This window comes from Silvanigrella sp. (assembly GCF_044369315.1).
Lineage (GTDB): Bacteria > Bdellovibrionota_B > Oligoflexia > Silvanigrellales > Silvanigrellaceae > Silvanigrella.
This window is the reverse complement of sequence record NZ_JBIPMD010000073.1, coordinates 1-13,964: the sequence shown is the minus strand read 5'-3', so window position 1 is coordinate 13,964 and position 13,964 is coordinate 1. Positions and strand designations below refer to the sequence as shown.

The following is a 13,964-nucleotide window of genomic DNA, read 5'->3' as shown; positions in this document are numbered from 1 at the left end:
TAAACACCAATGTAAGCAAAATTTGCAAGATCCAAATTAGAAAAGGGTCTTGGGATATTGATTTCAGCAATACTATAAAAATATTTACTGCCCGCCTTTATTCCTATATTTAATGGAATATCAGTATCATATCGAAAATACATTTTTGCAAAACCTGTATTTAACAAAAATGATAATATTCCAAATGAGTATCCCGTTTGTTCTTCCGCTACATTTATGATTCCAATTTGAAATCCTTTAATATTTTTTGCAAAATTTATAAGACCAATTTGAATTCCTTCAAAATCATCTGAATGATTAAAAATCCCTATTTGCAGTCCATAAGTATTTCTTGATTTATTATAAATACCAAATTGAGTTCCATATAAATCATTTGAAAAATTAATAGGGGCTAATTGAGCTCCATAAAAATCATCTGAATAATTTAATAAAGAAAGTTGTGCACCATAAAAATTTTTTGAATAATTAAAAATTCCTGCTTGAATACCAATGCTATTCCCTGTTGAGAAATTCAAAGGAGAAATTTGAATTCCATACATTTCATCTTCAACATATAAAGAAAATGCACTAATTCCTAAACCGTATAAATAATTTGTTTTTGCATAAAAAAGTCCAAGTACAAAATTATTTTGAGATATATCAGAATTTCTATTTGTTGAAATAATATTTAAATCGGTATAATCAGATATTATTGTAAACTTAAAAGTAGCGTAATTCACTTCTTTTAATTGTTCTTCATTTGAAAAACTTTTCATGTGAATAAAAAAAGAAAGAAAAAAATAAATATAAATTTCCTGTGAAACTTTTTCAAGAAAACTCTCCAAAAACTTATTCTACTCATTTGTATTAAAAAATTAAATAATTAAAATTTCTAAGTAAATTTATTTCAATAAACTAGAAAAGTTAAAAATACTTTTTTTGCTATTTTTCTTATTATTTTTCCAATTTGTTAATATTTCATTCTGTAGAGGTGTCCTATTTTTTTCATTTATATTTAATGCTATTTTTGTTTCTTTCATACGCACGGCATCAGCACAGGCAATTGCTAAAGCATCTGTGGCATCAAAGGGAAGAATATCTAATTTAAAGCCAAGCATTGAGCTCATAATTTTTGCTATTGATGATTTATCTGCTCTTCCATTTCCTGAAATAATTTTTTTAGCAGATGTCGCACTAATTTCACTTATTTTTAAACCACTTTGATGAGCTTCAGATAAAACTACTCCTCTTGCATGTCCCAAAAACAACGCTGTTCTAGGATTGTTTGCTAAAAAAGAAAGTTCAAGGCACATATGAGTAGGAGAATATGCTTCAACAACTCTTCTAAATTCAATGGCAAGTGTTGCCAATCGACATGCAAGCTCTTTGTTTTCATCTAATTTCCAAGCACCAGCAGCCACAGCTTTCATAGAGCCTTCAAGGGAAAGATCGATCACTCCATAACCCGCTATTCTTGTTCCAGGATCAATTCCAAGTATGCGCATTTTATCTCCAAAGGAACAAAAGAAATTTAATGCCACTTTTCGGAATTATTTTTTGCAGGTGCATTTATATCATTATTTGTTACAGGAGCTGTAGCTAAACTTGCTTTATCATCATAGGCGGAAATGAATAAATAGATACAGGCACCTAAAAAAGCAACAATAAAGCTACCAATAAAAAACACTTTTAATCTCATTTTACTTACATCAGCTTTATTCTCAGACAAGAGAGCTCTCCTTAAAAAGAGGTTGTGGACAAATGTCTCTTTCGTTCTAAGGCAACTACAATGCCAATGCAACTTAAAGCAGTTACCATATGTGTTCCTCCATAACTAATAAAAGACAGGGGAACACCAACGACAGGAAACACACCCAGTACCATACTGATATTAATTATAAAATGAAAAAGAAAAAACGCACCAACACCTACCGCAGCTAAAGAAGAAAAAGAATCTCTTGCTCTATCTGCAATTTGAAAAATTTGAATAATTAATATAGCAAATAAAAATATGAGTATAAGACATCCAATAAATCCATGTTCTTCAGCCCAAACCGAAAAAGCAAAATCCGTATGACGCTCTGGTAAAAAATTTAAACGAGCTTGAGTTCCCTGTCCAAATCCTTGTCCCCATAGCCCTCCACTACCAACTGCAATCATACTTTGAATAGAATGATAACCAGATCCTCTTGGATCTAGCATGGGATTTATAAAAGTTAACACACGTTGTTTTTGATAATCATATAAAATAAAATTCCAAGCCATTATTGATAAAGAAACAGTTATAAATAAAACAGTTAATAAACTTTTTGCTCTTACTTTAATAGTTGCTATTTGAAGTCCTGATATTAATAAAACTAAACCTGCTGTACCAAGATCGGGTTGTGCTAATATCAATAAAAATGGTAATCCTATATAAAATATTTGTCGCCATAAACTTAAAAGCGAAAACTCAGAAAACCCTTTCATAATATTAAAACTTCGTGCCACAATTAAAATAATAACAAATTTAACAAACTCACTCGGCTGTATACGAATAGGTCCTAATACAAGCCACCTTTCCGCCCCTTTTGCACTTCTCCCAAAAATATCAACAGCAAATAACATAATACAAACTAAAATATATCCAATTAAACTCAATCGTTCTAAATTTTTTAAATCGAGAAACACACCCCAAAAAATAGCCGCTATTGTTCCAATAAAAACAAAAATAATTTGATCATAAAATCGAGACGGATTATAAGATGCATTTGTTGCACTATATAAATTATAAAGACCTATTCCAATAATGGCATAACAAGTAACAATGATTCCCCATGGCATTCCTTTAAAGCGATCTTTTAATAATGAAAATATAATCATAATTTATTGCCTCAACTCTTCAGGAATATTTATTTTCTCAGGTTCAGATTCATTTTGTTCTTGGTTTATATTTATTTCATCTTCTATTTTATTCATCTCATTTTTTTTATTATCAGGAACCTCTTTTTCCTTTGTAGAATTGATTGCCGTTTTTGTTGGTTTTGCAAATTTTTCTGGAAATTTTTTACGCCAATAGCCTTCTATAATTTGCTGCGCAATTGGTGCTGCATTTGCACCACCACCACCACCTTCATATTCACTAAAAACAACAACAGCAATTTCTGGATTTTCACTTGGACTATAGGCAGCAAACCAAGCATGATCCAAGGCTTTAAATGCAACATCTTCTGGATTAATTCCTTTTGTAAATTTTAACGCCGAAGTTTGTGCTGTTCCCGTTTTTCCAGAAACCGTAAATCCAGGGACACGAGCTTTTTTTGCGGTTCCATCAGACGCCTCAACAACATCGTGCAATCCTTTTTTAATAACTGCTAAATTTGTCGGGTTCATTTTTATTTGTCTAATTTCTGTTTGTTTTTCCTCAAAAATAACTTTTCCTTGACTATCAATAATCTTTTTTAAGAAATGAGGTTTATATAACGTACCACCATTACCAACAGCGGCAAATGCATTTAATATTTGAATGGGGGTACAAAGATTAAATCCTTGACCAATAGAAGCATTTATCGTGTCACCACTTAACCATGGCAATCCTTTTGTTCTTAATTTCCATTCTGTGGAAGGAGATATTCCAGGTAATTCCATATTTAAATCCAGACCAGTCCTTTCCCCTAAACCAAATAATCTTCCCCATTTTGCAATTCTATCAATACCAACTAAGTTACCAACGTTATAAAAATAAACGTCACAACTTAAAGATAAAGCCGAAGACATATTTACGGGGCCATGCCCTGTATGTTTCCAACATTTCCAGCGCCCATTTCCTAAAACAAAATATCCTGGACAGTTGAACTTTCGATCTGGAGTCACAATTCCTTCTTCTAAAGCAGCAATGGCAACAATAATTTTAAAAGTAGAACCTGGTGGATAGGCACCGCCTGTTAATTTATCCAATAAAGGTTTAAATGGGTTTGATCTTAAGTTTTGCCAGTCTTCCATAGTTAAACCATCTTGATACATAGCTAATTTGTAATTAGGATTTGATAAGTAAACTAAAATTTCTCCATTATTTGGATCAATAGCGCATACAGCTCCATTTTTATTTCGAAATGCTTCTGTTGCTACATTTTGAAGATCAGAGTCTATTGTTAAATAAACATCGTTTCCTCTTTGAGCAGGCCTACTTAAATTTAATGAAATATCTAATGAAGAATCTGCTTGTAAACGCCCTAAAGCATCAACCAATAATGCTTCTCTACCTTCACCACCTCTTAAGTATCTTTCATACTTTCTTTCAATTCCTGTTTTACCAATAATAGAACCAACACGGTATTGATAGTTTGTTACTTGCGAATTTAAAATATCTAATTCTTTAGATGTTACTTCACCTAAATATCCAAATAAATGCGCGGATTCATTTCCTAAATAATCACGTCTTGGTGCAGAATCCACATCCACACCAGGTAAAAAGAATTTATTAGATTCCAATGTAGCAACTTCATGTAAAGATAAATTTCTTTTAATACGAACAGGTACAAATTTAGGGTTTGCTTGAGATTCTAATAGTTTTCTTTCAATTTGTGCTAATGGAATATGAAATAAGTCAGAAACAATGGATAAGGTCTTTGGCCTATTTTGAAGATATTGAGGTATAACGATAAGATCAAAAAATAATCTATTAGATAATAAAATTCTACTATAGCGGTCGTAAATTAATCCTCTTGGAGCAGGTCTGGTAATTTCACGAACTCTGTTTCTTGCCGAAGCAACGGAAAAATCTGTTCCTTTAATAATTTGTAAGTACCAGAGCCTTGCTGTAATTGCCGCTGTAATACCAAGAAAACAAGAAACAATAATGTTTCTTCTATTGGGATCTGAAACGGACTCTTGCTTTGATCTATTATCAAGCATTACCCAACTCCATAGAAAAATTAAATTATAAATCAATTACTTTCTTTTTATCATGAGAAGGGATAAACTCAAAAAAAGAATCAATAAAAATGAATAATCTAAAAAATGGTAATGACAGCAAAACAGTTACGATAAATCCTTGCCATGAAATTGATATAATTCCAAATAAAGAATTTAAATCTCTTGGAATAATTGAAAAATAAAATAAAAAATATTTTAAAATGATAATACTTAAAAAAATAAAAAACTGACCAAAAAAACTATTAAACAAGAAAACTTTTGACAAAATATTTGAAAAAACAAGAATTAATAAAAAATACATCACATAGAATCCAGAAGGAGCGGCTGAACATACTTGTAATAAAACTGCTGTAAATAATATTTTTATTAAAGCCAATGGAAGAAAATGCTGGACACTTATATAAACTATTGCAATTGAAACAACATCTATATGAAACCAAAAAGAAGGAAATTTTGCTAACAACGAAGATTGTAAATAAACTAAAAAAATCAATAAAAGTAATGATGATATGAAATGTGAAGTTTTACTTCTTAAAAAATTAGGATTAGCCACCAGATTTCTCCGCATTAGCTTCTAATAATTTTTTCATCCAATCAACTCCACCAACTTTTCGAATAACATCTACTTCTCTATTTGGATTCAATAATACAAGGGCTTCAGAAATATCAGAAAAATCTACAGCTGGTTTTACTTCAATCGTTTGAGTAACTCCATCTGAATTTACTCTAATATTTGTTACCTTACCAACTAAGATACCACTTGGAAAGGATCCTGTTAATCCACTTGTTACAATTTCATCTCCAACTAAAATACTACTTCCTCTCTCTAAATATTTAAATTGCATAGAACCCGCAGTTCCTCCTTGCAAAACACCACGCCTTCTATTTCTTGCAACAATGACATCTAAGTTGCTATTGGGATCTACCATTAATAAAACATCAGAATGATTAATGGAAACACGCATAACCACTCCAACAACACCTTCTTCTGCAACAACTCCCATACCTGGTTGCAGACCATTTTTGGAACCTTGATTTATACGAACATTTTTATATACAAAAGAAGGATCTGAACTTGTTACTTCACAGGTAACAAATTTAACCGGTGTTCTATCCGATAAATTTAATAGTTTTCTTAAACGATTATTTTCAAGAACAATGTCATCGAGTGTTCTCAATTTGACTTTTAATTCTGCATTTTCTCTGTGTAATTCGTCCGCTTCTTTTCTTGCCTCTTTTAAATCAATAAATGAATGGTATGTAGAATATACATAATGACTAGATGATAAAAATATAATTTCAATTGGTTTACTAAGTGTGTAAACAATTTTTTCAAGAATACTTAATTCTTTTTTAGTCGGATGTGTTGTCGAGAAAAAAAACATTGTAAATATCAATGTTATAATAGCGACAAGCCAAAACCCATATCTTTTAAATTGAATCATTTTTAACCCATTTAAAATTGTCTAATATAAAAGCAAGTTGCTACTTATCAGATTTATCTTAAAATGATATGACCTCTTAGCGCAAAAATAAAGATCTTTTCTTTTAAAGTTTGAAATTGTTCTCAAAAAGTGCGAGATAATGTTGACGGTTTTTTGCAGAGGAGTTAGCTGTGCGTTTAAACACTAGAATATTTTCATCCGTGAGCACCAAATCTTTTGTATTTGGTTTTGTAATAGTTATGGCATGTACTGCCTTTATTTTCACAGGTTTTGGGAGCTTGAATCCCCGCAATTTATTTGGACTTGATCCAAATACAGCTGCTCAAGTAGGATCCGATAAAATTGACATGCAGCAGTTTGCTGCTGTTATCTCTTCACAACTATCTCAAGATACCCCTCCAGAACAAAGAAAAGCGATTGTTCAACAGGTTATCCAGCGTATGATCGAAGAAAAAGTACTTGCCGAACAAGCAAAATCAATTGGTTGGATTGCAACCGATGAAGAAATGGCTGTTCTTATTAAAAGTATTCCTCAATTTCAAAATCCTCAGACAAAACAGTTTGAGTTTCAATTATTTAAAAACTATATTGCCAGTCAACAAATGTCTGAATTGAGCTTTTACTCTTATTTAAAGCAACAGCTCGAAATTCAAAAAATGAATAATTTATTATATCTACCAACTCCAGTAAGTACATCATTAGCAGAAGCTCAAAATAAAATAAATGCAACAGAATTTAACCTTCAATATGCTGTTGTTTCTTTACCAGATGCCGCATTAAAAGCTAAAATTGCGGATCAAGCAAAAAAATATGCTGATGATAAAGCAAATCAATCTAATTTAAATGAGCTTTATCAAAACTCTAAAAATCAATATCAGCAAAAAGCACAAGTGAAAGCTCTATCCATTTTAATATCTTATAAAACAGCTCAAAGAGCTCAAGGTGATGCTTTAAAAAGATCTCAAGAGGAAGCAAAAACACTTGCAGCACAAATTGAAAGTAAATTAAAATCGGGAACTGATTTTGCTAAATTAGCTTCAGAAACAAATGACGATCTCAATGCTAAAAATAACAAAGGTAACATAGGATTTATAGATGAATCGAATATTGATCCCAAATCAGCTCAAACTGTTTTAGCATTAAACGAAAAAAATCCTCTATCTTCTATTGTTGAAACTCCTTTTGGATACCGTATTTTTAAATTTACAGAAGGCAAAGCAGCTATTACTAAAACATTTGAAGATGTTAAGTTACAATTAGCAGAACAACTTGTTGGAAATCAAATAAAACAAAAGTTAGATGCCGATCTACAAAAAGAAATTAATGATGCAATCTCTGCAAAAAATCTAACGAAACTAAATACAATTCTTGCAGAAAACAAAATCTCTTGGCAATATGTAAACAAAATTTATAAAACAACGGATTCATTTATTAATGAATTAGGCATGGCAAAAAGCCTTGCTCAAAATGTATTCTCATTAAAAAATCCTGGCGATATTATTCCAAAAATATTAGATTTTGGTACTAAAAAAGCAATTATAAAATTGGTTTCAAAAAATTTACCAGTAACACCCAAAGATCAAATTGAAACGTTAAAAAAACAATTGATGGCATCTAGCAGCCAAGAGTTCGCCTCAAGTAGCCAAAAATCTATTCTTAAAAGTTATGAAAAAAATGATAAAATAAAAATCAACCCTGCCCTTTTAAATTAACAAAATCAATTTTGAGAGGCAAAAGCGCTACCGTATCATTGTGAAAGGTAAATATTTTGCAAAGTGAAGTTGACGTATATATTATTCAAAAACAAACAACTCTTGAGCGCTATACACATAGTAAGTTAAATATTGACTTCTTTGATTATTTAGAAAGAGACAAACAAACACCAGTTCCTCTTCAACAAGCTCATAATGATCATATTAAAAGCAGAGAGTTATTGATAAAAAGCCTTGAAAAACATTCTCTAAGTTATAAAGTTTTTAATTTAGATGAATTATATGAAAATAATATTTGTTACTATAATGATAAATGCGATAAATCTGGGTTGCGTCCTAAAAAAAATTTGGTCATTTCCTTAGGTGGGGATGGAACTCTTTTACATGCAAGCCATCATGTTGGTGGTGATGTTTACTTACTTGGTATAAATTCATGCCCAGAACATTCCGTTGGTCATATGTGTCCAGTCATTCCAAAATATATAGATAAGACAATTGAATGTTTTGTGAATAATAAATTTAAAGTAAAAAATGTACGACGTTTAAAATTAGAAGCATCTCGCAAACAGAGTTTACCTTTAGCTTTAAATGATATTCTTTTGTGCAACCGCCACCCTGCAGCGACAAGCCGTTACCAATTGTCCATTTGTTCCCTTATGAACAATCAAGAACTACAGTCTGAAAAACAATTATCTAGCGGCCTTTGGGTATCAACCTCAGCTGGCAGCACGGCTGCTATTTCTTCGTATGGTTTTGAAAAAACCGATATCACTTCAGCAGATATCCATGTTGCTGTTCGTGAACCGTACACACCTCGAAATGAATCTTTAAATTTGCAAAAATTTAATATAGACGGAAATGAAAAATCTCTTTTGTTTTTTTCACGCATGCGGCAAGGACTTGTCTGTGTAGATGGTCCCGACTCCTGCGCTCATTTAGGTTTTGGTGATACAGTTCACATGAGTTTACCGCAAGAATGTTCAATAAAACTTATCCTCGACTTTTTTGGCAAAGTTCCGACCTTTCCATTTGATAAGCCTGAGTGAAAAGTTTAGTTTAAAAGTGTTAAAGGAGGGCTTTAAAAAATGAAGCACCATAATTATGGAAATGAATTTTATATTACAACAAAACAAAAAGAACTCGTTGCGTGGGCTCGTAAAAACTCATTATGGCCTTATCCTTTTGGTACAGCCTGCTGCGGTATTGAATTGATGTCCGTAATGGGGCCTAAATATGACTTGGCTCGTTTTGGAGCCGAAGTTGTTCGCTTTTCCCCAAAACAAGCCGACCTTCTCATTGTTGCAGGGACCATTACAGAAAAAATGGGCCCTGTAATTAAACGCATTTATGATCAAATGCCAGAACCAAAATGGGTTTTATCTATGGGAGCTTGCGCTTCTTCCGGAGGTTTTTATCGTGCCTATCATGTGATGCAAGGCGTAGATAAAATCATTCCTGTAGATGTTTATGTTCCTGGTTGTCCCCCCACTCCCGAAGCGGTTCTTGATGGTTTTATGCAATTACAAGATAAAATCAAAAGAGAAGCTCTTGATAGTATTAAAGAAGAAAGCGAAAATAAATAAGTATGAAGGATGAAAAGCTGCGCATTCTTATTATTGAGGATGACCGCGATCTAAATAACCTTCTCAAATATACTTTAGAAGCATCAAGGGATTTTGAAGTAAAATCCCATTTTGATGGCAATGGCGCCTTTGAACTTATTTCTCAATTTAAACCAAACTTAGTTCTTCTTGATGTGATGCTTCCAAATAAATATGGAACAGAAATTTTAAAAAATGTTCGTGAAAACGCAGCTACATCGGGAATTTTTGTCATACTTCTTACAGCACGTTCTCAAGAAAAAGATAAAGTGGAAGGCTTTGAAGCCGGTGCGGATGACTACATTACAAAACCATTTTCTCCTCGAGAATTAATGCTCCGTGTAAATGCACTTCTTCGACGTTCAAATGCTCCTAAATTTTTAAATTCAAACCAAAATAATTTTAATAAAGATGATGAAAAAATCACATTTTCAAATACAGATACAATTGATAATTCACAACATAAAATAATATCTGTTGGTTCTATTAAAATATTTCCAGAAGAATTTAAAGTAACAGTAAATAATGAAACTGTTTCTTTAACCGCTACCGAATATCAATTGCTTGTTTTTTTATCGGAGAGAGTAGGAAAACTGCAAAGTCGAGAAGCATTATTGCAAAAAGTTTGGGGCTATGAAGGACAAGTAAACACCCGCACCGTTGATACTCATATAAAACGTTTACGTCAAAAACTCGGAGCTGCAGGTTCCATGATCGAAACGATTCACGGTTTTGGTTATCAACTGATTGATTCGCAGTAAAACTAATTTAAAATATTAATCATTTTCAAGTAATAATAATTTTTTAACTTCTTTAATATCATTAGAACTGCTTTCCAAATTATAATTTTGTTGTGGGTGACAATTTTCTGAATTTGGCTCAATTCCATTAAGCATATAGCAAAATATTTTTTTAGAATTAATTCTTTGAACATCAAGTTTTCCATTATTAAGAACTTTAACATAAGCAATAGCAAATTGATCCTGAGTACTTATTAAATATATTTTATCATTTTTATTATTTAATAATGATGCTTCTTCTTTTAAATACGGGTCTAATTCATTTACATTTTCTATTAAAGAAACTTTTTTTTGTGTATTTACAAAACTTCCATTTTCCAGTTTGTAAGCATACATGGAATTATAAATTTTAACCAATTTAATTCTTGCTTCAGATTGCTGTCCCTTTGCTTTAAAAACCGAAACTTTAGGAATTACAATTAAATATAAAAGAGCAATTAAAGAAATAATGGATAAAATACTCATTGAAGTATAACCAGAAATTTTTCGATAATTTAATTTTCTCTCTTTTTGGTTCATACTTTCCTACTTAATAACTTGTGCATATTTCCTTATCGCTGATTTTGCTATAATATTAATCATATTTTATATCTTTCTCAGTATATGACTATTAACTAATTGTACTTATTAAGAAATTCTGTTAATTTAAAATGAAGTATTAAATGGATGGAACAAATGTACTTAAACTCACATTTTAGAATTAGTGGTTGGTTATTGCCATGTGGCAATTGGATTGAATGTAAGCCATGGGAACACATTAAATCTGCAAAAGATATTCCATATATCATTGAAAATAAAAATAAAAATACAGAACTCCAAACCCTTTGGGATCATCCCGATGAAGAGCTTTTACGAGCGGAATTAGCAAAAATAGGAATGGTTAAGGTATGTTATTATCTAATTGATGCCGATTATTTAACACACTCCCAATTACAGAAACTACAAGATCTTTATACTATCTCACCGTTAGATGAAGAGATTGAATTTATTGGAAGAATACGAATTAAAATTCAAGTAAGATTATTCCTAAAAATTAAAGATCCTGACAGGTTAAATAAATTATTTTAATTCTAATAATTTAGCAAAATAACTTATAATTTATTCTCAATTAGCCGAACAAATATTAGGTAAAGTTTTTAGCTATTTATTTGCTTTGTTTTAATAACGAGTCAATTTATGCTAATAATAAATGTTTACTTTTTTGAGAGCGAGTTGAAAAATGGCAAATTTTGAAGTAACAGGAAATGAATATAATAAAATAAAAGAAGTATATGTAAAATATATTAAAGCTTATAAAGAGCTCAATAAAAATTCTACAAAAGGTGCTACTACTTTTGCTGAATTTTACATTTATAGAACTTATACTAGCAAGTATTCAGACCCTAGAAAATTCTTAATACATGCAAATAGATAATATTAAGGAAACAATGTGTTGTATAATAACTTATTTATTGAAGAAATAAAAAAAGAAAATTTAGAACAAAATGTTGAAAAAAGCATTTCTAGATATAATGAAGTTATTATTCCATTTTATAAATCAAAAGGTGTCTCCGAACAATTTAATGGGGTAGGAGATATTACAATTGCATGTCGAACATTCCACTCACCAAATGCTATTGCAAAAATAATTCTGTGCACAGGTTATAATGAATCCTATTTAAAATACTCAGAACTCATCATGAATCTCTGTGAAATGGGATTTTCAGTTTATTGTTACGATCACAGAGGACAAGGATTTTCGAGTCGTTTTCCTGATCAAGAAAAAAAAGGATTTGTAGATAAATTTGAAAATTACGTTGATGATCTCTGCTATTTTTTTGAACAGGTATCTAGCAGTAATCATCAATTGCCCATTTTTATTCTTGCTCATTCTATGGGTGGAGCTATTTGCTCTCTTGCCATTAGTGAAAAAAAGATCAATCCCAATGCTGTCATTTTATGCGCTCCTATGTTTGAAATTATGTTAGCACCTTATCATTTTTTTGAACTTCCTATTTATTTTTTATCTACATTATTTTGTAAATTAAAATTAGAAAAAGAATATGTATTTGGTCAAACAGATTGCATTCCATTTAGACCTTTTGAAAATAATGATGTAACTCATTGTAAATCAAGATACACAGTCTGGAGGAAACACATCTCTGAAATAGAAGATATGCAATTAGGTGGTCCTACATTTTTATGGATGAAAGAGTCGATTAAAGCTTCTCGTAAAGCTCGTAAGTTAAGTAAACAAAATAATATACCTATTTTGCTCCTTCAAGCCGAAAATGACACTGTTGTAAGAAATTCAGCTCAAGATTTTTTTCATAAAAATAGTTCAAATAGTGAAAAAATTATAATGGATTCTGCTAAACATGAAATTTTAATGGAAATAGATTTCATAAGAAATAAAGCATTAGAAAGTATAAAAAATTTTATTTTACAAAAAATTCCTAGATAGTTCTTTTTACTTTTAATAATTAAAAATATACAAGACCAAGTCTAAAGTTTATTTATCAGCATTAATAAAAGCATCTATAATATCTTGGTCAGTTCCTGGACTAAAAGCAATATATATATTTGCATCAAAGTTTTTTACTTCTAATACTTTTTCAATTGTATTTATATTTGTATTAAATTCTTTTAATTTAGCTATAAGACCTTCTTCAGCAGAAATAATTAAATCACATCTATGGTTTAAAAATTTTTGTACATTTATATTTTGATGTGTTGTCTCTTCAAAATTCGTGAAATTTTCAGATAATAAATGTTCGTGTTTATAATCGTTTCTAACAACACAGGTTGAATATTTTTTTGCATCTTCCAAATTCTTAACATGAATATCTTTTGATATTTTTAATTTATAAAAATTTAAGGATTGTTTGTATGCTAAAATAGCAAAATTAAATATTCCATTTCTTTCTTTTGTTTTTACAAATGGGAAAATCATAACATTTTTTCTTTTTTTGGCGTCTAACAAGGCTCTTGCCCATGGTAAAATCTCAATACAATTTGGATTAATATTAGTTTTTTTAAGGATTTTTAAAACTTTATTTCCAACATGACCTGAAATTTGATTCTTATCATCAACCGTAACATAAGGAGGATTATTTTCAGTATATATCTTGAGATCATCAAAATTTTGTGAATAAATTTTTTGTATTAAAATAAAATTTAAAAACAGCAAATAAATAAAATATTTCATATATCCTCTTTAAATAAAGATGAATTTATATCAATTAATCTTTTTTCTTTATAAACTCATAAAAACTGATTTACCACTTCTTAAACTGTATCTTTAGCTTTATTAATGTACAAATTCTGTTTTTTTATGCATGTCAATTTAACTATTAAAAAAATTCTCTATCAATGCAGGAAGAAATTTTTTCAAAAATAGTATTGCTATTCATTTTTATAATTAGAAGGAAAAAAAAATCCCACTTCTTTTGAAGTGGGATTTAAGATTAAAAGGCTGCGCAGAGCTACTCTCCCACACCTAAGGGTGCAGTACCATTGCCGCAGGCGGGCTTG

The 13,964-nt window shown here is 30.4% G+C and carries 16 protein-coding genes; 7 read left to right on the top strand and 9 right to left on the bottom strand.

The features are described from left to right. The 7 genes from ACIQ56_RS08050 to mreC form a co-directional block, all read right to left on the bottom strand. On the bottom strand, nucleotides 1-824 hold an 824-nt coding region (locus ACIQ56_RS08050; protein WP_397600556.1), incomplete at its 3' end, for an LA_2272 family surface repeat-containing protein. Between the two features lie 57 nt (nucleotides 825-881). Further along, a complete protein-coding gene (locus ACIQ56_RS08045; protein WP_397600555.1) occupies nucleotides 882-1,484 on the bottom strand; it encodes a crossover junction endodeoxyribonuclease RuvC in 603 nt (200 codons plus the stop codon). 26 nt (nucleotides 1,485-1,510) lie between these two features. Then, the gene (locus ACIQ56_RS08040; RefSeq protein WP_397600554.1) at nucleotides 1,511-1,708 is read right to left on the bottom strand and encodes a GlsB/YeaQ/YmgE family stress response membrane protein; all 198 of its coding nucleotides are present in this window, start codon (nucleotides 1,706-1,708) and stop codon (nucleotides 1,511-1,513) included. Nucleotides 1,709-1,719: 11 nt separating this feature from the next. Further along, nucleotides 1,720-2,841, bottom strand: a complete 1,122-nt coding sequence (gene rodA, locus ACIQ56_RS08035) for a rod shape-determining protein RodA (protein WP_397600553.1) — start codon at nucleotides 2,839-2,841, stop codon at nucleotides 1,720-1,722. Nucleotides 2,842-2,844: 3 nt separating this feature from the next. Beyond that, entirely contained in the window at nucleotides 2,845-4,872 is a 2,028-nt protein-coding gene (gene mrdA, locus ACIQ56_RS08030; protein ID WP_397600552.1) for a penicillin-binding protein 2, read from the bottom strand. Between the two features lie 25 nt (nucleotides 4,873-4,897). After that, nucleotides 4,898-5,446, bottom strand: coding sequence for a hypothetical protein (locus tag ACIQ56_RS08025; protein WP_397600551.1), 549 nt, complete (start codon nucleotides 5,444-5,446; stop codon nucleotides 4,898-4,900). Then, entirely contained in the window at nucleotides 5,439-6,338 is a 900-nt protein-coding gene (mreC, locus tag ACIQ56_RS08020) for a rod shape-determining protein MreC (protein WP_397600550.1), read from the bottom strand. Before mreC ends, ACIQ56_RS08025 begins: the two co-directional genes overlap by 8 nt. A gap of 170 nt (nucleotides 6,339-6,508) precedes the next feature. On the opposite strand from mreC, the gene ACIQ56_RS08015 reads away from it, so the two are divergent. The 4 genes from ACIQ56_RS08015 to ACIQ56_RS08000 are packed head-to-tail and all read left to right on the top strand — an operon-like array spanning nucleotide 6,509 to nucleotide 10,412. Then, on the top strand, nucleotides 6,509-8,050 hold the full coding sequence (locus ACIQ56_RS08015; protein ID WP_397600549.1) for a SurA N-terminal domain-containing protein: 1,542 nt from the start codon (nucleotides 6,509-6,511) through the stop codon (nucleotides 8,048-8,050). Between the two features lie 56 nt (nucleotides 8,051-8,106). Beyond that, nucleotides 8,107-9,096 (top strand): hypothetical protein, encoded by a 990-nt coding sequence (locus ACIQ56_RS08010; RefSeq protein ID WP_397600548.1) that lies wholly within the window; start codon nucleotides 8,107-8,109, stop codon nucleotides 9,094-9,096. A 39-nt stretch (nucleotides 9,097-9,135) separates the two neighbouring features. Continuing rightward, entirely contained in the window at nucleotides 9,136-9,633 is a 498-nt protein-coding gene (locus ACIQ56_RS08005) for an NADH-quinone oxidoreductase subunit B (RefSeq protein WP_153417853.1), read from the top strand. Nucleotides 9,634-9,635: 2 nt separating this feature from the next. Beyond that, the gene (locus ACIQ56_RS08000) at nucleotides 9,636-10,412 is read left to right on the top strand and encodes a response regulator transcription factor (RefSeq protein ID WP_397600547.1); all 777 of its coding nucleotides are present in this window, start codon (nucleotides 9,636-9,638) and stop codon (nucleotides 10,410-10,412) included. Between the two features lie 15 nt (nucleotides 10,413-10,427). Here ACIQ56_RS08000 and ACIQ56_RS07995 read toward each other — a convergent pair whose 3' ends face one another. Next, complete coding sequence (locus ACIQ56_RS07995; RefSeq protein ID WP_397600546.1) at nucleotides 10,428-10,970, bottom strand: hypothetical protein; 543 nt, start codon at nucleotides 10,968-10,970, stop codon at nucleotides 10,428-10,430. Nucleotides 10,971-11,126: 156 nt separating this feature from the next. On the opposite strand from ACIQ56_RS07995, the gene ACIQ56_RS07990 reads away from it, so the two are divergent. The 3 genes from ACIQ56_RS07990 (at nucleotide 11,127) to ACIQ56_RS07980 (ending at nucleotide 12,894) form a co-directional block, all read left to right on the top strand. Further along, nucleotides 11,127-11,519 (top strand): hypothetical protein, encoded by a 393-nt coding sequence (locus ACIQ56_RS07990; RefSeq protein WP_397600545.1) that lies wholly within the window; start codon nucleotides 11,127-11,129, stop codon nucleotides 11,517-11,519. A gap of 151 nt (nucleotides 11,520-11,670) precedes the next feature. Then, entirely contained in the window at nucleotides 11,671-11,865 is a 195-nt protein-coding gene (locus ACIQ56_RS07985; RefSeq protein ID WP_397600544.1) for a hypothetical protein, read from the top strand. A 15-nt stretch (nucleotides 11,866-11,880) separates the two neighbouring features. Beyond that, complete coding sequence (locus ACIQ56_RS07980; protein ID WP_397600543.1) at nucleotides 11,881-12,894, top strand: alpha/beta fold hydrolase; 1,014 nt, start codon at nucleotides 11,881-11,883, stop codon at nucleotides 12,892-12,894. A gap of 48 nt (nucleotides 12,895-12,942) precedes the next feature. On the opposite strand, the gene ACIQ56_RS07975 is transcribed toward ACIQ56_RS07980, so the two are convergent. Continuing rightward, nucleotides 12,943-13,638 carry a substrate-binding periplasmic protein gene (locus tag ACIQ56_RS07975; RefSeq protein ID WP_397600542.1) on the bottom strand — a complete coding sequence of 232 codons (696 nt, stop codon included), beginning with the start codon at nucleotides 13,636-13,638 and terminating at the stop codon, nucleotides 12,943-12,945. Between the last annotated feature and the right edge of the window lie 326 nt (nucleotides 13,639-13,964).